Annotated in this window: 18 protein-coding genes; 7 read left to right on the top strand and 11 right to left on the bottom strand. The window is 55.3% G+C overall.

Annotated elements, in window-relative coordinates; translation table 11 throughout:
• The first annotated feature begins 121 nt into the window (after positions 1-121).
• Positions 122-1342, top strand: coding sequence for an L-lactate MFS transporter (locus B880_RS0100195; RefSeq protein ID WP_017345363.1), 1221 nt, complete (start codon positions 122-124; stop codon positions 1340-1342).
• A gap of 21 nt (positions 1343-1363) precedes the next feature.
• Here the strand turns inward: B880_RS0100195 and B880_RS0100190 are convergent, their stop codons facing one another.
• The gene (locus B880_RS0100190; RefSeq protein ID WP_017345362.1) at positions 1364-2236 is read right to left on the bottom strand and encodes an SMP-30/gluconolactonase/LRE family protein; all 873 of its coding nucleotides are present in this window, start codon (positions 2234-2236) and stop codon (positions 1364-1366) included.
• A 276-nt stretch (positions 2237-2512) separates the two neighbouring features.
• Here B880_RS0100190 and B880_RS27200 point away from each other — a divergent pair, with 276 nt between their 5' ends.
• On the top strand, positions 2513-2635 hold the full coding sequence (locus tag B880_RS27200) for a hypothetical protein (RefSeq protein ID WP_255464831.1): 123 nt from the start codon (positions 2513-2515) through the stop codon (positions 2633-2635).
• A 189-nt stretch (positions 2636-2824) separates the two neighbouring features.
• Here B880_RS27200 and B880_RS0100180 read toward each other — a convergent pair whose 3' ends face one another.
• The 6 genes from B880_RS0100180 to B880_RS0100155 form a co-directional block, all read right to left on the bottom strand.
• A complete protein-coding gene (locus tag B880_RS0100180; RefSeq protein WP_017345360.1) occupies positions 2825-5131 on the bottom strand; it encodes a hypothetical protein in 2307 nt (768 codons plus the stop codon).
• Positions 5132-5169: 38 nt separating this feature from the next.
• On the bottom strand, positions 5170-7023 hold the full coding sequence (locus B880_RS0100175) for an ATP-binding protein (RefSeq protein WP_017345359.1): 1854 nt from the start codon (positions 7021-7023) through the stop codon (positions 5170-5172).
• A gap of 178 nt (positions 7024-7201) precedes the next feature.
• Entirely contained in the window at positions 7202-7486 is a 285-nt protein-coding gene (locus tag B880_RS0100170; RefSeq protein ID WP_017345358.1) for a hypothetical protein, read from the bottom strand.
• A gap of 237 nt (positions 7487-7723) precedes the next feature.
• Complete coding sequence (locus B880_RS0100165) at positions 7724-8527, bottom strand: hypothetical protein (protein WP_017345357.1); 804 nt, start codon at positions 8525-8527, stop codon at positions 7724-7726.
• Between the two features lie 7 nt (positions 8528-8534).
• Positions 8535-8990, bottom strand: a complete 456-nt coding sequence (locus B880_RS0100160; RefSeq protein WP_017345356.1) for a universal stress protein — start codon at positions 8988-8990, stop codon at positions 8535-8537.
• A gap of 4 nt (positions 8991-8994) precedes the next feature.
• A complete protein-coding gene (locus tag B880_RS0100155) occupies positions 8995-9780 on the bottom strand; it encodes an IclR family transcriptional regulator (protein WP_017345355.1) in 786 nt (261 codons plus the stop codon).
• 147 nt (positions 9781-9927) lie between these two features.
• Between B880_RS0100155 and B880_RS0100150 the strand changes: the two genes are divergently transcribed.
• The 3 genes from B880_RS0100150 (at position 9928) to ypdK (ending at position 12807) form a co-directional block, all read left to right on the top strand.
• Positions 9928-11517: an MFS transporter gene (locus B880_RS0100150; RefSeq protein WP_017345354.1), complete on the top strand. Its 1590-nt coding sequence runs from the start codon at positions 9928-9930 to the stop codon at positions 11515-11517.
• Between the two features lie 6 nt (positions 11518-11523).
• Entirely contained in the window at positions 11524-12552 is a 1029-nt protein-coding gene (locus B880_RS0100145; protein WP_017345353.1) for an HlyD family secretion protein, read from the top strand.
• Between the two features lie 183 nt (positions 12553-12735).
• Positions 12736-12807, top strand: a complete 72-nt coding sequence (gene ypdK, locus B880_RS26515) for a membrane protein YpdK (protein WP_157060479.1) — start codon at positions 12736-12738, stop codon at positions 12805-12807.
• Positions 12808-12848: 41 nt separating this feature from the next.
• On the opposite strand, the gene alaC is transcribed toward ypdK, so the two are convergent.
• Positions 12849-14072 carry an alanine transaminase gene (gene alaC, locus B880_RS0100140; RefSeq protein ID WP_017345352.1) on the bottom strand — a complete coding sequence of 408 codons (1224 nt, stop codon included), beginning with the start codon at positions 14070-14072 and terminating at the stop codon, positions 12849-12851.
• A gap of 114 nt (positions 14073-14186) precedes the next feature.
• Positions 14187-14717 (bottom strand): GNAT family N-acetyltransferase, encoded by a 531-nt coding sequence (locus tag B880_RS0100135; RefSeq protein WP_017345351.1) that lies wholly within the window; start codon positions 14715-14717, stop codon positions 14187-14189.
• Positions 14718-14940: 223 nt separating this feature from the next.
• Between B880_RS0100135 and B880_RS0100130 the strand changes: the two genes are divergently transcribed.
• Positions 14941-16614 (top strand): sensor histidine kinase, encoded by a 1674-nt coding sequence (locus B880_RS0100130; protein WP_017345350.1) that lies wholly within the window; start codon positions 14941-14943, stop codon positions 16612-16614.
• Positions 16611-17327, top strand: a complete 717-nt coding sequence (locus tag B880_RS0100125; protein WP_017345349.1) for a LytR/AlgR family response regulator transcription factor — start codon at positions 16611-16613, stop codon at positions 17325-17327. Before B880_RS0100130 ends, B880_RS0100125 begins: the two co-directional genes overlap by 4 nt.
• A 34-nt stretch (positions 17328-17361) precedes the next feature.
• On the opposite strand, the gene glk is transcribed toward B880_RS0100125, so the two are convergent.
• Together glk and B880_RS0100115 are read right to left on the bottom strand one after the other, a co-directional pair.
• Positions 17362-18327: a glucokinase gene (gene glk, locus B880_RS0100120; protein ID WP_017345348.1), complete on the bottom strand. Its 966-nt coding sequence runs from the start codon at positions 18325-18327 to the stop codon at positions 17362-17364.
• Between the two features lie 160 nt (positions 18328-18487).
• The gene (locus tag B880_RS0100115; protein WP_017345347.1) at positions 18488-20140 is read right to left on the bottom strand and encodes an alpha-keto acid decarboxylase family protein; all 1653 of its coding nucleotides are present in this window, start codon (positions 20138-20140) and stop codon (positions 18488-18490) included.
• Positions 20141-20267 lie beyond the last annotated feature (127 nt).

Here is a 20267-nt window from a genome sequence, read left to right as displayed (position 1 = left end):
TATCCGTTCATACCGCCCTGAATGTCATTCATTCCGTAATTCCTGCTGTTCATGCCTTTCTCAACCGGCCTTTCCCCTTCGGGGAGTACTATGCCCACAGTTTTCCAATGGACGAAATATCATGAACACTGTCACTCGCACTTCACAGCCTCATGTGCGCTGGCTAACCCTCGGCGGTACCATCATCACCCAACTGGCACTGGGTTCGGTTTACACCTGGAGCCTGTTCAACGGCCAGCTGTCGCAAAAGCTGGATGCACCGATTGGCCAGGTAGCGCTTGCCTTCGGCTTACTCAGCCTGGCGCTGGCGATTGCCTCTTCGCTGGCGGGGAAATTACAGGAACGCTTTGGCGTGCGGAACGTCGCGATGGCCGCAGGTGTCCTGATGGCGATTGGCTTCTGGCTGACAGCCCATGCAAACAACCTGTTGATGCTGTATATCAGCGCTGGGGTCATCGTCGGGCTGGCAGACGGGGCAGGCTATCTGATGACGCTCTCTAACTGCGTGAAGTGGTTCCCCGAGCGTAAAGGGCTGATCTCGGCCTGTGCCATTGGTTCGTATGGTCTGGGTAGTCTGTTATTCAAATTCATCTTAGGCGCACTGCTCAGCCACTTTACGCTGGAACAGACCTTTATGCTGTGGGGCGGGATCACCATGGTGATGATTTTAACCGGCGCACTGTTGATGAAAGATGCCCCGCTGCAACAGACTCGTGCAGGACAAACTTCCGGTACGCGCGATTACACCCTGGCGCAGGCCGTGAAACTGCCACAGTACTGGATGTTGGCACTGATGTTTTTGACTGCCTGCATGAGCGGTTTGTACGTCATTGGTGTAGCAAAAGATATTGGTCAGGGTCTGGTGCACTTATCCGCTGGCGTGGCGGCGAATGCCGTGACGGTGATTGCTATCGCCAACCTGAGTGGCCGTCTGGTGCTAGGTATCTTGTCTGATAAGCTCCCCCGTATTCGGGTCATTTCGCTGGCGCAGGTCGTCTCACTGGTGGGTATGAGTATTCTGTTATTTACCCCGATGAATGAAAGCAGCTTCTTTATGGCTCTGGCCTGCGTAGCATTCAGTTTTGGCGGCACCATCACCGTGTTCCCTTCACTGATCAGCGACTTCTTCGGCCTGAATAACCTGACCAAAAACTACGGTCTGCTGTATCTCGGTTTTGGTATTGGTAGCGTGCTGGGCTCACTGGTGGCTTCGCTGTTTAGCGGCTTCACCATCACCTTCAGCCTGATCATGACGCTGCTGGTGATCTCGCTGTTTCTCTCCCTCAGTATTCGCCTGCCGCAGCGCCATGCCGCGACAGAGCAATTAATTCCTCACGCCTGAGTCAGCCTTTCTGCTGAGCCGTTAGCCAAATAGCGGCTCAGCAATCCCGGCCACATCCAGTTCAACGGCAAAGATATCGCCCGAGAGCGGGTAGCGAGCCAGCTCTTCTGCCGTGCGATGCTCACGTGAACTGGTGATATACAGCGTTTTCAGCTCAGGGCCGCCAAAGGCCACCATGGTTGGCCACTGCACCGGCAGCAAGATTTCATCGACGATTTCAGCGGTATTGGGATCGATACGCACCACACGCCCGCCGTCAAATTGCGCTGACCAGTAGAAGCCTTCGCTGTCTACCGCTGCGCCATCCGGCAGTCCGCCTTTGGCATCAAAATGTTTGAATACCTCGCGAGAACCCGGTTCCCCTTGTGCATCCAGCGGGTAGCGATACAGCACCTGGTTGGGGGTGTCGCTGTGGTACATCCAGCGATGATCGGGAGAGAATGCCAGGCCATTGGAGATCTTGATATCGCGCGCCATGACCTTGAGTTTCAGCTGTGGCGTGACGCGGCACAGTACTCCACCATTCTTATCCTGCGGTTCCCACAGGCTGCCACACCAGAAGTTACCCCAGGGATCAACGCGACCGTCGTTAAAGCGGCTTACCTCTGCCACACCGGGGTTGTCCGCCACTTTAACTTCTGGTCTGCCCTGTTCGTCCAGCAGCCAGACGCCGCTGCGTAGCGCGGCAATCAGGCCGCCCTGCTTACGCAAGCCAATGCAGCCGACATGTTCATCAAGATGGAATGTTTCCAGCTTACCGCTGGCGGGATCGAAACGGTGAATCGCCGGTGCGAGGATATCCACACACCACAGAACCTGCTCCCGTACTGACCAGAGCGGACATTCAGCCAGCTCTCCCTGTAGTGCCAGCACATGTTTGACTTCGCGTGACATAATGCCCCTCCTGTTTTGTCCTGCAAATACTGTAGCGGCATTCGCCGGGGAATAGCGATAAATTTTCACTTGCTTTTCAGAGTATTCTTTTCGATACTCATCGCTATTCGGTTAATTCCTATTTAATTCACTCCACTGCCTGACAAATTTTAATTTGTGAGACACATCCAGAAATACCTCTAGAAATAACTCTACACTTTATGCATCTTCGCTTCACTTTCCTGGCGTAATCTTGCAGCTATAGGAAAACGAGGAGGCATCTCCATGAAGAAAATAATGAAGGTTTTAACAGTAGTTGCCGTAATCAGCATGTTAAGCGGTTGTATTATTGACGATCGTGGACATGGCGGCGGCTGGCATCACGGCGGTCCTGGCTGGCATCATGGCTGGAATCGTTAATTGACGGGCGAAGACTTACACAGCAATAAATCCACCGTGCACCGGGGTGGAAAAGCAGTAATCAGGGCGGGAATTATCCCGCCCTTTTTTATTTCCACCCAGCATTAAGCGATTAATTATTATCGCAACTTACTGCTAACGCCTGTTTGTTAATGTGGGCGCGCAATAATTTAATCCGCCCACATAACGCTACAGTTGGAAACGTTCAATCAGAGTAGTATGGCGCGTTTCATCCACCTCGGCGGCGCGTGCCAGGCCAAACCAGTGCGGTGCAATCGGCCAGTGTGCCGTCTGTTCCGTTAACAACGCATCCAGCGCTTTTAATGGCATATTTTCAGGTGCCGCCAACAGGAAATAGAGGCCCGGTAACGTCTCTTCAGTGTCCGGGTCCACTAGCTGATAATCTTCGTTGCTGTTCACCCAAACCTGGCACTGACTGGCCTGCATGGCATCGACAAAGGCGGTAAAGGTTTCCTGATCGGGTGCCGGGCCATCAATAAACCAGGAGTCACCATAACGCCCAGGCTCAAGCGTGTGCAGCACCGCATGTAGCGGCACGAAGTTCTGCTTCTCTTCTTCATCTTCTGGCGGCGTATTCAGCAGGCTGGCATCGAACAACACCCGATCGTGCAAGCGTTGCTTATCGCGTGGATTCGCAGGCTGGAGGATGCGCGCCGTCACCGGACCAGTACGTTGCGCCAGGGTGTAGAAATGTTCGTGATCTTCTACCCAATGTAGTCGAATCCATCCCCAGGACTCTTCAACCGGCCCACTGTCACCCGTCAGGTTCATCTCCAGTTGTGCTGCGGCGTCTCGAACGGCTACCCAGTTTTCACAGCCGGAAGCCGCAGTGAGCACTTCCCACAGCAGTTCATCGATGGGTTGTTCCTGCGCCTGCATGTGGACGATCGCTTCCTGCCAGTAGCCCAACGCTTGTTCAAACTGCTTGAGCTGCATGGCAGCCCGCCCGGCCAACATCCAACCGGTGGCTTTGCCCTGCATCTCTGTCAGGGCGGTCATCTCCAGCGCCAGGGTTAATGCCAGCGCCCAGTCTTCCCGCGCCAGGGCTAACTGCGTCAGATACCAACTGGCGATATGCGGCAAGTGCGGCTGATAACCCTGAGCCAGTTGGCGGATACGATCGTCTTTACCGTTAGTGATGAGCATTTGCAGGAGGCGGAAAACAATCGGGCTCTCCTCCGTTGGATGGGCATCCACCCACTCTTCTAACAACCGGGTTGCATCGCTGCTGGCGGAACACGCCTGAAGGGCTGAGGCAGCCAGCAGGCGGAGGTTTTGGTCTTCAGGTAACTGCTCCAGTGCCTGTAACAACCACTCGACTTCCTGCTCTGGCGTACGACCTTCATCGGGCTGCTGTTGCAACCAGTCAAACAGGGCTTCTGCTGCCACCGGCAGTGCAATTTTCTCTACGCCGTCAATCTGCTGTTGCAGTTCGGCCAGCGCCACATCATCGCCAAGCGGCGCACGTAAATGCGGCAGTTGCGCCTGCGCCAGGGCTAATGCCTGACGAGCCGTCCAACTGGCACCGCGTTGCAACGCAAGTCGAATATGGATCTTGCCTACTTCAATCGCCTGTCGCCAGGCACCCACGCGGATCCGCTGCTCCAGAATACGCTGGAGCACGCTACCCACCTGCCAGCTATTACGTTCTGGCGAGCGCGCCAGCAGCATTTCCAGTGCGCGAGACCAGCGCATTGAGATATACGGCGTGACCGCATCGGGATGTGGCAACAGCGCCCAGGCATCCTCATCCCGGCCCATAGCAGCAAGGATCTGTAATTTGATCATGCGCCAGGTTTCACGCGACTGATTATCGGAACGGCGCTCGGCACTGCGTTCCACCACCGCTTCAAGGGTTTGCAGGGCTTCGTCATAGTGCCCCAGTTCGTAGAGCGCCATCGCTTCGTTTTCACGCAGGCCATCTACCTCCGTGTTACCCGCCGCATGCATTTTCGCAATCTGCTGACGAACAAAGGCCAGTGCCGCCTCCGGCTCACCTTTGTCGATCAAGGCGAAGTACTGCTCTTCGGACAGACACTGGAAGCAGTTCCAGCTGGTATCAATTTTACTCAGCGTTTCTTCACAGACGGCGATACGCTCTTCCACCCAGCCACGGCCATCAATCTGGCTGTAAACATCACACAAATCCTGGGTAACGCACACCGACTGCGGGCATTCAGCGGTATCCGCCCGGTGAGCGCGTTCATACAGCGCCACCACATCCCCTAAAGCCGTTTCACCTTCGCGGTGATTTCCCAGCCGATGACGTAACTCCCAGTGCCCGGCGAAAACCTCCATCCACGGATTGGGCGCGGCTTTCTTAAGCGCATGTAATTCCGGCACCAGCGCATCGGCTTTACTGACGTTGATGTCCACAACGGCTTCAATAAAGTCATCAATGACTTTTAATGGCCAGACCTGGCCCGCTGCGCGCATATCCTGTTCGTAGTCTTCATACCATTTCCAGATATCCATACATTGCTCACTTTTATCCATAAGGGAAAGGGGCTGATTTAACGTGTCATCAGCGTATTTGTTTGATTAATAATAATTTGTCCAAGGCTGTGCAGCGCCTGTGTCAACGCGCCCTCTTCGGCATCGGTGGATTGCGCGGCCAGTAGTGCTTTCAGGCTCTTGAGCAGGACCAGCGTTTCGGTCGACGGCTGTTGTCCTGCTTTGCGGCACTGGATGATCGCGTTGATGGCCGGGTTAGCGCTGTTGAGATAGAGGATTTTGCTTTGCGTTTGCGTCACTTTCTGCGTGAACTGCTTTGCCAACATCAACGCCGCGGTGCTCATCCGCTTATCCGCATCATCCTCTTCCAGGCGCTTTTTCAGTTCCGCTTCACGATCTTTCACCAGCATCAGCGGCAGCACATCCGGCTCAAAACGCGCCACCACAAACGCTTCATCTGGCTGAGCCAGCTGCTGTTGCCACCACTGCTCTTCTGCTTCCGGCAGTTCCTGCACCGAGAAAAGCTGTTCATTACCGGCGCGAGTACCCAGTTCAATTAACCGGGCCGCATGGCTCTGCGCCCAGCGGCGTAAAAACGGCACCACGGCGTAGCGGTCACCCAGCGCGACGGGTTTTTGTTGCAGGCGGAATAACATCCCTTCAAAACCCGAGTCCTCGCCCAGCATCATGGTGATGGTGTTATCACGTCTGAGGTCGCGCGCGGGCATATTGCCCTGCGTGGTGGGGATCAGCAGTTCGTTCTGTAACAGGGCAAATAGCCGCTCATCACACAAGGCGGCACCCATCAGGGCTTCATTGTGGCGAGCCAGCACCCGACGCCAGATTTCCGGCTGTTTTTGCGCTAACAGCCCAAGGCCGCTAATTAGCGCTTCGTTGATCGCTAACTGCGTTGCCTCATAGCTGGCATCCCGTTGGAGATCTTCGCGACTGGCGGTGGGGATCAGCGCTGATGACTCCAGCACCCCGCCGACAAACCCGGCCCAGGGGGGCAACAGTTCGCGTGCCTGGTCGTCAATCAACATGCCGCGTAGGAACAGTGAGACATTACGGTTATCGCTGGTGCCATAGGTAGCACCGTCCTGTAACCAGAGAATGCCGCGAACGTCGCTACCGCCGTCAGGCACCACCGGTAACACGCAAAGTGGGGTAAAGCGCGTTTCAAAACGCTGGGCAAAGGCCAGTTGCTGTTTTTGGATCAAAGCCGGATGCAGGGCGATGGATGAGGATGCGTTTTCCCGCCACGGCGGCTGAATGTGATTAATGGCTTGCTCGTCATCGCCAACATAGACCGGCTCTTTGAGCAAAGCACAGTAGCGCCCCAGTACCGCACTGAGGTGGCGGTGGCTCGCAAGGTGCGCTACCTCTGGTTTGAGAATCAGCTCAACCGTGGACCCCACGGGCTGTGAACGCGTTGCTTCAACCGTATAGGTTTCACCATCGCTGGAGTTGTAACACCAACTCGCGGCAGGCTCCTGCCAGGAGGTGGTATTGACAGTAACCTGCTGTGACAGGACAAACGAGGAGGCAAATCCGAGGCCGAACATGCCAATCAGGCCATTTTGCTCTTCATCCTGGCGCAGTTGGCGGGTGTAGCTGAGCCCTACGGTTGCCAGAAAGCGGTGAATTTCACTTTCCGTCAGCCCCGAGCCATTATCTGTGACGCTGATCGAGGGAATTTCTGGTCGACAACGCACTTCAATGCGCCCTGCTTGCTGCCAGTCAGGTTGCTCAAGTCGGCGGCGTAAAATCGCATCATGGGCGTTTTGCACCAGTTCACGAATCGCCACTATCGGCGTCGAATAAAGGTGCTGGCTGAAAACCTGCATCAGCCCCTGGAGGTGTACGGGCGTCTGGTGTTTAACAATTGATGAAACGGCTGCCTTTTCTTCCATGGCAATTCCTCATTACGGTCTACGGCCTGGGCGGCGCAAACAATTCCTGCAATGATTAGTCGGAGAAACTTCCGACTCGTGACAGAGCCAGGCGGGATGCCCCGCTGGCGGATACGGCAGGTGCCGGATGGCACCTAAACAGGCGTGGTAACGACGCTAAGCGCTGCCAGAATCGCGACTAGCTTTTAACGGCATAATTGCACTGAAACCACTTTTTCTTCAGCCCTGGGTAGTGGCTGTCCTGCGCCGGTAACCCCTCTACTTTATCAAATCCGTGCTGCTCACAATACTGGGATAAGTCGAGCTGCATCGCATCCTGGTTAACCGTCTGGGGATCGTAGCGATATTGTACGGTGTTATCGCTCTTATCTTCGGCTACGCGTTCAAAACCCCCTGGCTTATGGACGCTACAACCGGCGAGCAAAGTTAACGCCGCCACGGCGGCAAGAATATTTTTTTTCATTGGGATTCCTCACATTAGCGGTATTTTAAGGTCGCCGCCACGCACCTGCCTATAGGAATAAACGCAAAGCGAATTCCAGCTATTAGCAATCAATGCAATAGTTTTAATTGGCTATACCTTTATTCAGGCGTGTGTGATGATGCAGCCAGATGTCACAAAGGCTGTTCCACACCAGGGAAGAGCGACTAACTAAAAAGAGATAACCTGACCTTCGGCCCGCCTTATGCGGGCTTTTTTTTATCCGGAAAGCGAGACCATTGTACGCAGCAGGTTGGCCGCGCGCTTGTCAGGTAATGCGAGAATTTTACTGTAGAGGTCGATGGACATGCTGCACATCCCGGCGCGATTAACGGCGGTGTCGGCTGGCATGTTCAACTGTTGCAGTTTATCGCCCCAGCGACTGTAAAGCTGCGTCACGACCTGTTGCAAATCTTTGTGCGCCTGAGTCTGATCAATCGCGACTTCATTGCCCGTGCTGTTCAGCAGCAGCTGTTCCGTGGTCTGTTGATCCAGCTGATTTAACTGCGGCGACAGCACTTGCTCCAGATTCACGCCACCACTGACCTGCGGATAGAGAAAACGGAAGCACAGCAGCGGATCTTTTTGCTGCAGGGCCTGCATCTCCTGCACGGCGACAGAAACATAGTGATGCACGGTGGCGTCATCCGCTTTTGCCATACGCTGGTTCATGACATCGGTGAGCCAGCCGCGCAGTTCGCCCATCGCCTGTTCAGCAGATTCGCCTTTTTGTAGCCGGTGCACCATCTCTTTAACCAGCATCTGCCACAACATCGGTTCTTGCTGCTCAAGTACCCGATAACCCGGCGTTTGCGCCAGCTGCATACGCGCCTGCAACAGCATAGCCTGCTGCTGTTGGCGGGGTGCCAACCAGCTAAACCACAGCAGATTCGCCAGCAACAGCGGCAGAATAAACAGCACCACACCTTGCCAGATGCGCAGGCGGGTGGTGCGGATCAAGACAATAATAATCACTGCCAGCAGCATGAACGCTGCCAGCAAAGTTACAAACTGACCTGTCATGGGTGTTTCAACAATCCTTGCGTGTATCAATCAAGACCGGGCAGTCTGCTCGCTCAATCACTGCGGCACTGACTGACCCTTTCAGTAACCGGTTGAACGGCGAAAGATGTCGACGTCCCATGATAATCATGCTGGCATCGATTTTTTTCGCCTGGCTGATAATGGTTTCAGCCGCTTCACCGGGCAGGATCATACCACGAGCAATTACGCCAGATTGTAACAAAGGTGCCAGCGCCCGACGCACCACCAGCTCGGCGGTGTTCTGCTCATCTTCAGCGGCAATGAAGTCTGCGGCGTCCTCGCCTGCATCAATCTCAATGGTCTGATGACAGGAGGTGTAAGCCGGATCGATGCAGCACAACACCAGCACCTGAGCCTGCTGTGCCAGCGCCTGCTCTGTCGCAAGTTCAATCACTTTCGCCGCAACGGGCGAGTTATCAATGGCCATCAACAACGTTTTCATTTGGCTATCCCTCTACAGCGGCAATTTTGCCGATTTCGCCCGCCAGTGCCTCTTTGCACTTCAGCATTTCCACACGATAGAACGCCTCCTGCTTCTGAAAGCGCGCAGTGGGCACCAACAGAGAAACAGAGAAGCGGCCGAACAACGTGTCCAGTGCTACAGCCATGGTGGAGATCCCTTCCAGCGTTTCGCCACGATCGTAGGAGATCCCGCTGGTGCGGACTTCCTCCACTCGCTGCATCAGCTCCGGTAAGGTTTTCACCGTCTGATCGGTCAGCTCTTTCCAGGCCGCACCGACCAGCAACTCAATGTCTTCATCGCGCTCAAGCGCCAGCAGCGCGCGGCCGCCAGAGGTGCTGTAGAGCGGTAGATTCAGCCCCATACGCGGCACCACACGCAGTTCGCGCGAGGCAACAACGTAATGCACGATAGCCAGTTGGGTGCCGCTGGCGCGCGCCAGGGAAACGGTTTCATTGGTGACTTCACTCAGATGCTCAAGCCAGGGTCGCATCAGTTCGACCGCGTCAGTGTGCACGCTGGAGATCAGCTTAAGCAGCGCCGGACCAAGACGCAAACCGCCTGCACCGCTGCTGCGCACCAGGCGCTCGCTGTCCAGTGCCGCCACAATGCGTTGTACCGTGGAGCGCGGAAGATCGACCGCGTGGGCGATCTCTCCAAGGCTCATGCCGCCGGGGTTTTCGCCCAGCGCGTTAAGAATTTTTGCCGCACGGGCAATGACCTGAATGCCGCCCGATTTTTCATCCTCGCGGCTGGATGGAGATTGAACCATAACGCCTTCCTTATGAGCTGCCTTACTGTACCGTAAAAGCGCATTTTTTACAGCATGTACGCATTGCAATACAGCGACCCAAAATGTAATATAGCAACCTGTATCACATAGCAATACACTGCATCATAATAATTAGAGACGACTTGCATGAGTGTTCAACCCACATCGCCACCGGCTCCACATCCCTTTACCTTGCGCCTCGCGCTGGGTCTGGTTGGCGTGCTGATCGCTGCGCTGACTTCTGGTCTGAACGATCGCGTTACCGACATTGCCCTGGAGGATATCCGCGCTGCGTTAGGGATCAGCTACGATCTCGGCAGTTGGATCACGTCGGGTTATCAGGCGGCAGAAGTGTCTGCGATGATGATCGCCCCGTGGTTTGCCGTCACCTTCTCACTGCGCCGTTTCACCCTGACGGTGTGCACTGGCTTTATGCTGGTCGGCATCCTGCTGCCCCTGACGCACAATCCATCGCTGTTTATTGCGCTGCGCGTGCTGCAAGGGTTGTTTGGCGGTGCAATGCCACCGATGTTAATGACCGTTGCCCTGCGCTTTCTACCGCCGCCCTATAAACTGTATGGCCTGGGCGGCTACGCCCTGACCGCCACGTTTGGCCCTAACCTCGCGGCGTCGCTGGCGGCCTTCTGGACCGATGATGTCAGTTGGATGTTTGTCTTCTGGCAGGTGGTGCCGCCGATGCTGATCGCGATGTTGCTGCTGGGCTGGGGGATCCCACAAGACCCCCTGCGCCTGGAGCGCTTTAAACAGATCGATCTGTTTGGCATGGTCACCGGCTGCGCCGGGATGTCGTTGCTGATCCTCGCGTTAACCCAGGGAGAACGGCTGGACTGGCTCAGTTCACCACTGATCCTCGGGCTGATGCTAACCTCGGCCCCGCTATTGCTGGTCTTTTTCATTAATGAATGGTTCCACCCGCTGCCGCTGTTCAAACTGCAAATGCTGGAGCGGCGCAACCTGAGCCACGGCCTGCTTGGACTGGCAGGCGTACTGTTTATTTCACTGGCCGGGTCATCGCTGCCCTCTGCTTATTTCGCGCAGGTCGACGGCTTCCGTACTTTGCAGTTTGCACCGCTGGCGCTGACTATCGGCTTGCCACAATTGCTCATTGCTCCGCTGGTGGCGGCCTTGCTGAATCTGCGCTGGATTGACTGCCGCTGGATGCTAGCCGCCGGGGTGGCATTGATGATTCTCTCTTGCCTGCTGGGAATGCAGATTACCACTGACTGGGCGCGGCAGAATTTCTGGTCGATTCAAATTTTGCAGGCCTTTGGTCAACCGATGGTGATATTGCCGATTCTGATGAGCGCCACCAGCGTGGTAGCACCGCCCGAAGGCCCGTTTGCTTCGGCAATGTTTAATACCGTGCGCGGATTTTCCAGTATCGCCTCCGGAAGCCTGGTGGGTTGGTTCCTCAGCCACCGCGAACAGTTTCACTCCAATATTCTGGTCAACAGCGCGGCTAACCGCAGTTGGTTGCTGAGTGCACCGTCCAGCAGTGCCGCCAGCCAAAGCCAGCCCCTGTTGCCCGATGGCAGCGTGAGCAGCAGTGAAAACCTCAGTGGCTTCGCCACACTGTTAAAACATCAGGCCACGGTATTGAGCCTGAGTGATGGCTGGCTGCTGCTGATTGGCTTGTCGCTGGTGATGCTGCTGTTGACCGCCTGGCTACCGCGTCGCGTTTGGCCGCCACAAACCCTGATTCAACCTCCGAGATAATTAATCATGCGTGCTTTTATAATGAGAAAAAACGTTTTGTTGAGCCTGCTGCTGCTGGTGCTGTTACTGATAGCCTTTGCTATCTGGTCAGTGATGACGGCCAACGACCACCGCACCGATGATGCGTACATTAATGCGGATTACACGCTGGTCGCGCCGAAAGTCTCCGGCTATGTCGCTGAGATCAAAGTGGAAGATAACCAGCGGGTTAAAGCCGGACAGCTGTTAGCGACACTGGACGACCGCGATTACCGCGTGGCGCTGGAGAGTGCAGAAGCCAGCCTCGCTGTTGCACAGGCCAAACTGGTCAGTAGCCAGGCGCAGCTTAGCCAACAGCAATCGGTGATTGAGCAGGCGAAAGCCACCGTTGCCGCTAACCAGGCTTCGGCACAGTATGCCGACCAGAGTTTTGGTCGTTATGATCGACTGTATAAAAGCGGCACGATTGCGGCCGATGAGCAGCAAAAAGCCAGCTCAACGCTGCGCTCAGCCTCGGCGACCGTGCGTCAGAGCCAGGCCGTACTGGCTTCCGCGCAGCAGCAGATCGCCGTATTGCAGGCGGATGTGCGCGAGGCGCAGGCCGGTGTTAGCACCGCAACAGCCAGCGTTGACCAGGCGCGTCTGAATCTCTCTTATACGCGTATCGTAGCCCCGGTTGATGGCATGGTCGGTCAGCGCGGTGTGCGCATCGGCGCTTACGTTTCCGCTGGCACGCGCCTGTTGGCTGTGGTGCCGTTACAGCAGTCCTACGTCACGGCTAACTACCTGGAAACGCAGCTGGCTGATGTTCATCCCGGCCAGAAGGTTAACATTCGCGTTGATGCCCTGCCCGGCCAGACCTTTACCGGTCATGTGGACAGCATCGCCCCGGCCACTGGCGCGACGTTCTCAGCCATTTCACCGGACAATGCCACGGGCAATTACACCAAAGTGGTCCAGCGTTTACCGGTAAAAATTGTGCTGGATGCCGGTCAGGCGCACCTCAACGATCTGCGCGTTGGCATGTCCGTGATTCCGAGCATTGAGGCGCACTAAAAAGCGGGAAAAGTCTTGCTCGCAACCCGTTTATTTTGTCAGAAAATGCGCGTAGATTAGCGTCGATCCTGTTCTGAATTCTCAGAACGACCTGAGTCGCAGAGTTAGCTCTGTGACTTATAATCTATTTTGTTGCGCTGGCTCGGGATCGCTACTGCCGTAACTTCTCTGGGGAGTTGTAGTGTGAAATACGCGTTGATGGGAGTGTCATTCTTCCTGTTGCTGTGGGTCGGTACATTTGTACTGATGGTATAGAGCCTGCCATTGGGGCGACAATCTCGTCGCCCCTGTTGATGTTAACCTTCAGCGTCTTCGTGTTTCTCTACTGGCGGTAAGATGCCATCTTTACGGAACATGTTTTTAATCCCGCGCACCGCCTGACGAATACGATCGCTGTTTTCAATCAACGCAAAACGCACGTGGGTATCACCGTAATCGCCAAAGCCAATGCCTGGCGACACGCACACCTTCGCTTCCTGCAACATATGCTTCGCGAACTCCAGCGAGCCCATCGCCGCATAGCGTTCAGGAATTTTAGCCCAGACGTACATGGAAGCTTTCGGGATCTCGACCATCCAGCCCGCTTCATGCAGCCCTTTCACCAGCACATCACGGCGGCGTTTGTACTGTTCCGCAATATCACGCACGCACTGCTGGTCGCCTTCCAACGCGGCTATCGCCGCCACCTGCAATGGCGTGAAGGTGCCATAGTCGTGGTAGCTCTTGATGCGAGCCAGTGCCGACACTAACTCTTTATTGCCGACCATAAACCCAATGCGCCAGCCCGCCATATTGTAGCTTTTGGACAGGGTGAAGAACTCCACCGCCACGTCACGCGCGCCGGGCACCTGCATGATGGAAGGCGCTTTCCAGCCATCATAAACAATGTCGGCATAGGCCAGATCGTGGATCACCAGCACGTTGTACTGCTTCGCCAGCGCGACAACCCGTTCGAAGAAATCAAGCTCCACGCACTGCGCAGTCGGATTTGACGGGAAGCCGAGGATCATCATTTTTGGCTTCGGATAGCTTTCGCGAATCGCACGCTCCAGCTCGTTAAAGAAGTCGACGCCTTCCACCAGCGGCACAGAACGGACCTGCGCACCGGCAATTACCGCGCCGTAGATGTGAATCGGATAGCTCGGGTTAGGCACCAGCACGGTGTCACCATGGTCGAGGGTTGCCAGCATCAGGTGCGCCAGCCCCTCTTTCGAGCCAATGGTCACAATCGCTTCTGATTCTGGATCGATCTCCACCTGGTAGCGATCGGCATACCAGCGCGAAATGGCACGACGCAGGCGTGGAATGCCTTTGGACGTGGAGTAACCGTGGGTATCTTCACGCTGGGCAACTTGCACCAGTTTTTCCACGATGTGCGGTGGCGTAGCGCCATCCGGGTTGCCCATGCTGAAATCAATAATGTCTTCGCCGCGACGTCGCGCAGCCATTTTTAATTCAGCAGTGATGTTAAACACATAGGGGGGCAAGCGCTCAATGCGCGAAAAGCGACGAGTGGTCATGGAATTCCTCTGAGTACGTAAGCGCCCGGACCGTCCGAGCGACGCTGGCCATCACGATGGCCGCGTTTTGAACATATCGCGGCGCTGTGAGGTTTGTCGAGAGGCGATAGAAAATTATTTTTCCGCTGCGGTTGCGAGGCGACCCAACACCCAGTCGTTAACCCATTCGCCGCGTAGCTGGTAGTTATCCCGCAGGCAGCCTTCCAGGCTAAAACCGTTTTTCTCCAGAATACGACGCGAAGCATGATTGCCTTCAATCACGGTGGCTTTAAGCTTGTGAAACTCCACGCTGAGAAGAAATTCACACAGCGCCCCCAGCGCTTCACCGCCGTAACCCTGTCCACAGTGTTCGCCCAGTAACATGTACCCGACCTCAGCCTGTCGCCACGGCTGCCATTCGGCGCTACAGCCAATCAATCCGATGCCGTGATGCCCTTCGCGCAGGCGAATGACCAGACACAACATGTGATAGCTGGTGACGCGCCACGGCGCGAGGCGGTCCATAAAGCGCTGGCGGATATCATTCTCATCCGGGATCTCACTCACCCACGCCATGGTCATCGGGTCCTGATGGACCGCCTTGAACAGCAGCCAGTCTTCCGGCTGGAGGGTGGTCAACGTGAGACGAGGGGTGAGTAGCTGCATATCTGGCTCCTGAGGGGAAAAGTCTCTGTGCAACATAGCAAAAAGCAGGGGTGAGAACGCTCTACCCGGTCGCGAAAAACTGTTCCCTATTTTACTACTCAACTTTTCCCCTTTTGATTAAAAAAGGCGAAAGCGCGCGTCTGGCTGGTAGATCCGCATCACATTTTTTATCATAGCCGCCTCTGTTGTTGGTGGATGATGCTTCGTGCCTTCTCATTTCGATATGCTGCTGGCGGTGCTCGATCGTGCAGCCCTGATGTTGATATGCCTGTTTTTTCTCACGCGTAATCGGCTTTTTCGTCAGCTGCTGCAAAAAGATGACCATACGTTGTTTGAAAAATCGGTGGTTATCGCGATTTTCTCGCTGTTTGCCCTGTTCAGTACCTGGTCAGGTATTGCCGTGGATGGCTCACTGCTCAACGTTCGTGTGATCGCCGTGATGGCGGGCGGTATTCTGTTTGGCCCGTGGGTCGGGATTACTACCGGTGTGATTGCGGGCGTGCACCGATTACTGATTGACCTGCATGGCGTTACCGCGATCCCCTGCCTTATCACCAGTATTGCAGCCGGTATCATTTCTGGCTGGATCCACCGTAAAGTCAGTAAAGAACAGCGCTGGCGTGTAGGGATCATCGGCGGCATGCTGTGTGAAAGCCTGACGATGCTCCTGATTCTACTCTGGGCGCGCCCGTTCTCGCTGGGCGTTGAGATTGTCTCCGAAATCGCCATGCCGATGATTTTGGGGGCATCCAGCATCGGTCTCATCGTGCTGCTGGTACAGAGCGTGGAAGGAGAAAAAGAGGCGATTGCCGCGCGTCAGGCCAAGCTGGCGTTAGAAATTGCCAACAAAACGCTGCCGCTGTTTCGCCATATCAACAGCGATTCACTGCGCACCATCTGTAAAATTATTCGCGAAGATATTCATGCTGATGCGGTGGCCATTACCGATAAGCAGCAAATCCTCGCGTATGTGGGCTATGGCGAACAGAATTATCAAAACGGTGATGACGGCATCAGCCCGACCACGGCACACGCCATCTCTTCCGGAAAAATTATCATCAGAAACAATGATGAAGCCCACCGCACCCGTGATATTCATTCGATGATTGTCATCCCGCTGTGGGAAAAAGGCAAAGTCACCGGCACGCTGAAAATTTACTACCGGCGCGCCCACCGCATTACCGGTTCACTGCGTGAAATGGCCGTTGGTCTGTCACAAATTATCTCTACTCAGCTGGAAGTGTCGCGCGCTGAGCAACTGCGAGAGATGGCCAATAAAGCGGAACTCCGCGCGTTGCAAAGCAAAATAAATCCCCATTTCCTGTTCAATGCCCTGAATGCGATTTCCGCCTCCATTCGCATGAATCCCGATACCGCACGCCAGTTGGTGATCAATCTGTCGCGCTATTTACGCTATAACCTCGAACTGAATGACGATGAACTGATCGATATCAGTAAAGAGTTGTGGCAGGTGAAAGATTATATCGCCATCGAACAGGCGCGTTTTGGCGACAAGCTGTCGGTGATTTTTGACATCGACGACGATGTGCATTTTCATCTGCCCAGCTTGTTGATCCAGCCATTGGTGGAGAATGCGATTGTGCATGGAATTCAACAGAGTCGCGGCAAAGGTGTCGTGACCTTGAGCATCAAGGATTGTGGTGAGCAAGTGCGAATTATCGTGCGCGATACCGGCCCTGGCATCAGTGATGATGTGATGGCCCGCGTGGCCCGCAACGAAATGCCCGGCAACAAAATTGGCCTGCTCAATGTCCACCATCGCGTCAGATTACTTTCCGGTCAGGGACTGCGCATTGAACGCCATCAGCCGGGTACTGAGATCTCATTTGTGCTCAATAAAAATGGCCTGCCCATCAGCACGGGAGGCTTACGATGAAAGCGATTATCGTTGAAGATGAGTTTCTGGCGCAGCAGGAGCTGCGCTGGATGATCGAACAACATAGCCAGATCGCGATCGATGCCTGCTTTGATGACGGTCTGGAAGTGCTGAAATACCTGCAACAACATCGCGTGGACGTGATTTTCCTCGACATCAACATCCCCTCGCTGGATGGCATGATGTTGGCAAAGAACATTAGCCTGTTCGCCCATAAGCCACTGATTGTGTTTATTACCGCGTGGAAAGAACATGCGGTAGATGCGTTCGAGCTGGATGCGTTTGACTACATTCTCAAGCCGTATCACGAAGGACGCATTGTCACCATGCTGCGTAAGCTTGAGGCGCACGGCCTGCCGCAAAAAAGCAGCAACAATACGGCACCGCAGACGGTGAATCTGGTGAAAGATGAGCGCATCATCGTGACCGATATTCAGGATATCTATTACATTGAGGCGAGTGAAAAGCTGAGTATTGTCTACACGCGGCGGGAAACGTTTGTGATGTCGATGAGCATCAGCGAATTCTGTAACCGGCTGCCCGATCCGCCCTTCTTCCGCTGCCACCGCTCGTTCTGCGTGAATATCAGTAAAATCCGCGAAATTGAACCCTGGTTTAACAACACCTATGTGCTGAAACTGCGTGATATGGCCGCGCAAGTGCCGGTGAGTCGCAGCCGGGTGAAAACCTTTCGCCAGCTAATGCGGTTATAACAGAGGCGGCCTGCTGGCCGCTCACCGTAAAAAATTACAACACTTTCCCCAGCACCTGACGCAGGTGCGCACCCGAGCCGAGCAGGCCAGGCTGATCGTGGGTGATCATATACACCGGAATCGATTTCACGTAGTCATGGAAACGGCCTTTATCTTCAAAGGCCGCACGGAAGCCAGACGCCTTAAAGAATTCCAGGAAGCGCGGAACAATTCCGCCTGCGATATAGACCCCGCCAAAAGTCCCGAGATTTAGCGCCAGGTTACCGCCAAAGCGGCCCATAATGACGCAGAACAGGGAGAGCGCACGGCGGCAATCAATGCAGCTGTCGGCCAGCGCACGTTCAGAAACGTCACGCGGTTTCAGGGCTTCTGGCTCACGCTTGTCTGATTTCACAATCGCACGGTAGAGGTTTACCAGACCGGCACCAGAGAGCACACGCTCAGCGGAAACATGCCCCATCTCCTGACGCAGCACTTCCAGGATCTGGTCCTCTTCTTCGCTGTTCGGTGCGAAATCCACATGGCCGCCTTCACCTGGCAGGCTCACCCAGCGCTTATCCACATGCACCAGATGACTCACCCCAAGACCCGTCCCGGCGCCGTAAATGGCAATCGGTTTGTCTTTCACTGGCGCTTCACCACCAAACTGGATCACGTCGCTTTCAGACAGCATTGGGATCGCCATGGATACGGCGGTGAAATCGTTGATGATTTCCAGCGTCTCAAAGCCCAACGCCTCTTTCATCGCTTTGGTGGAGAAGGCCCAATCGTGGTTGGTCATCTCAACCCAGTCTTCGGTAATCGGGCAGGCAATGGCGATGCAACCCTGATTAATATCCTGTTTTTGCTCATCAAGATACTGGCGGATAACGGCCTGAAGGCTGTCATAGTCTGACGTTGAGAATGTTTTGGCCTGAGAGAGGGCACCGTTCTCCACCTCACACAGGGCGAGGCGCGCGTTGGTGCCGCCGACATCGCCGACCAGGGCGTATTTATTCATTCTTCTCTAGCTCCGCTTGGGTCCTGAATAGTTGGAGGACACTATAAAATCCTGCCATGAAAACAACAACGCCCACCAGTGCGAAAGGTGAGCGCCGAAAACACATAAGACATAGCCTACCGGGCCTGGATGCCGACGCACAGCGGCAACTATCTGAAACTCAGCAACTGTTACGCTGATGCAGCGCATCCGTCACTTTACGCAGCAGCGGCGGGATATCCTCTTTTGCTAGCACCACTTCAACCAGAGACAGCACATCCGGCTGACTCAGCCTGAGTAGCACTTCTTCTAGCTGCACCGCTTCAGTCACACACCAACTCTGCGCCTGACAGGTTTGGCTCAGGGCGTGGGGTAGCGCCGTCCAGTTCCAGCTGCTGATATCATTGTACCGCTGGGTTGGCCCATGAATGGCGCGCTCAACGCTGTAACCGTCATTGTTCAGCAGGAGAATCACGGGCCGCTGCCCATCGCGCTGCATCGACCCCAGTTCCTGAATCGTCAGTTGGGCTGAGCCATCGCCAATCACCAAAATCAGACGCCGCTCAGGATCTGCCGTGAGCGCACCAAAAGCCGCCGGAAGAGTATAACCTATAGAACCCCACAGTGGCTGAACCATCAACTGCGCTTTTTCTGGCAGTTGCAAGACGGCTGCGCCAAACGCCGCGGTGCCCTGATCGGCAACGATTAAATCGCCGGGTTTCAGGTAGCGTTGCAGCATGCGCCAGAAGTTGCGTTGCGTAATCGCGCCGCCCTCTTCCACCTCTGTCGGAGGCAACGACGAAAGCCCCGCCTGCCAGTGACGTCCATACTGACGGAACAGTTTTTCCAGCATGCGTAAAGCATCTGCCATCGCAATCGAGGCAAACACTTCTCCCGCCACCTTAGCGTGTTCAGGTTGCAGCTCAATTAACCCCCCAGGCGTAAACTGCTGGGTAAAACCGGCGGTGAGGGTATCGGTGAAACGCACACCCACCAGTAAAGTCACATCGGCCTGCTCAATGGCCGCCTGAATGCGACTGTCGCTGGCTGCGGCGGCATAAGTACCCAGGTAGCCCGGCTGCTGTTCATCCAGTACCCCTTTGCCCATTAACAGCGTTGCACAGGGGATCGGACGGATTTGGCGCAGCGTTGCCAACTGGGCTGCCACCTGCCAGCGGTCTGCCAAAAAGTCTGCCAGCAGGGCGACATTTCTGGCCGGTGCCAGCAGGCGCTCTGCGGCATTGGCAAACGCGGCAAGTGCCTTCTCATCGCTGACTGCGGCGGTGAATAGCGGCTGGCGCGGCGGATCAATCGGCGTACGCGCAACGTCCACAGCCAGTTGCAGATAGCCAGGTCGGCGCTGGCGCAGCATCTGCGTCATGACGTGGTCAATCTCCTGCGCCGCATGTTTTGCCGTTACGACAGCATGCGCCACACTGACTTCGCGCGCCATGCGGTGAAAGTGCTGAAAATCGCCGTCGCCCAGTGAATGGTGGACGCAGTCTCCACGCTGCTGCACTTCCGTGGCGGGCGCACCCACAATATGCAAGACCGGGACATACTCTGCATAACTGCCCGCAACGCCATTAATGGCGCTCAGTTCGCCCACACCAAAAGTGGTTAACAACGCGGCCGCACCGTGGCTGCGTCCATAGCCATCCGCCGCATAGGCTGCATTCAGTTCGTTGGCACATCCCACCCAGGTGATCTCAGGGTGGTCAATCACATGATCGAGAAATTCCAGATTGTAGTCGCCAGGCACGCCAAACAAATGTGCAATGCCAGCTTCCTGTAAGCGCTGTAGGAGGTAGTCTGCCACGGTGAAGGTTTTCATTTGCCACTCCTTTATTTTCGCGGGCTTAGATCAAGTATTACTGATGCCCATCGCCCGGCGAATTCATGGGCTATTCTGTTATCCCTTCAGTGGCAAGCTGGCGTTACGGCGCGGGAATATTCTGGAA

The sequence above is a fragment of the Pantoea sp. A4 genome (genome assembly GCF_000295955.2).
GTDB lineage: Bacteria > Pseudomonadota > Gammaproteobacteria > Enterobacterales > Enterobacteriaceae > Pantoea > Pantoea multigeneris.
This window is presented reverse-complemented; position numbering and strand designations above follow the sequence as displayed.

Bases quoted from the DNA above. Each gene is read 5' to 3' on its own strand.
- B880_RS27200 (WP_255464831.1), top strand. From the start codon at position 2,513: ATGAAGGTTTTAACAGTAGTTGCCGTAATCAGCATGTTAAGCGGTTGT.
- B880_RS0100160 (WP_017345356.1), bottom strand. From the start codon at position 8,990: ATGAAAACGTTGTTGATGGCCATTGATAACTCGCCCGTTGCGGCGAAA.
- B880_RS0100180 (WP_017345360.1), bottom strand. From the start codon at position 5,131: ATGGATATCTGGAAATGGTATGAAGACTACGAACAGGATATGCGCGCA.
- B880_RS0100165 (WP_017345357.1), bottom strand. From the start codon at position 8,527: ATGACAGGTCAGTTTGTAACTTTGCTGGCAGCGTTCATGCTGCTGGCA.
- B880_RS0100130 (WP_017345350.1), top strand. From the start codon at position 14,941: ATGCTGCTGGCGGTGCTCGATCGTGCAGCCCTGATGTTGATATGCCTG.
- B880_RS0100145 (WP_017345353.1), top strand. From the start codon at position 11,524: ATGCGTGCTTTTATAATGAGAAAAAACGTTTTGTTGAGCCTGCTGCTG.
- B880_RS0100155 (WP_017345355.1), bottom strand. From the start codon at position 9,780: ATGGTTCAATCTCCATCCAGCCGCGAGGATGAAAAATCGGGCGGCATT.
- B880_RS0100125 (WP_017345349.1), top strand. From the start codon at position 16,611: ATGAAAGCGATTATCGTTGAAGATGAGTTTCTGGCGCAGCAGGAGCTG.
- B880_RS0100195 (WP_017345363.1), top strand. From the start codon at position 122: ATGAACACTGTCACTCGCACTTCACAGCCTCATGTGCGCTGGCTAACC.
- glk (WP_017345348.1), bottom strand. From the start codon at position 18,327: ATGAATAAATACGCCCTGGTCGGCGATGTCGGCGGCACCAACGCGCGC.
- alaC (WP_017345352.1), bottom strand. From the start codon at position 14,072: ATGACCACTCGTCGCTTTTCGCGCATTGAGCGCTTGCCCCCCTATGTG.
- B880_RS0100170 (WP_017345358.1), bottom strand. From the start codon at position 7,486: ATGAAAAAAAATATTCTTGCCGCCGTGGCGGCGTTAACTTTGCTCGCC.
- B880_RS0100135 (WP_017345351.1), bottom strand. From the start codon at position 14,717: ATGCAGCTACTCACCCCTCGTCTCACGTTGACCACCCTCCAGCCGGAA.
- B880_RS0100115 (WP_017345347.1), bottom strand. From the start codon at position 20,140: ATGAAAACCTTCACCGTGGCAGACTACCTCCTACAGCGCTTACAGGAA.
- B880_RS0100175 (WP_017345359.1), bottom strand. From the start codon at position 7,023: ATGGAAGAAAAGGCAGCCGTTTCATCAATTGTTAAACACCAGACGCCC.
- B880_RS0100190 (WP_017345362.1), bottom strand. From the start codon at position 2,236: ATGTCACGCGAAGTCAAACATGTGCTGGCACTACAGGGAGAGCTGGCT.
- B880_RS0100150 (WP_017345354.1), top strand. From the start codon at position 9,928: ATGAGTGTTCAACCCACATCGCCACCGGCTCCACATCCCTTTACCTTG.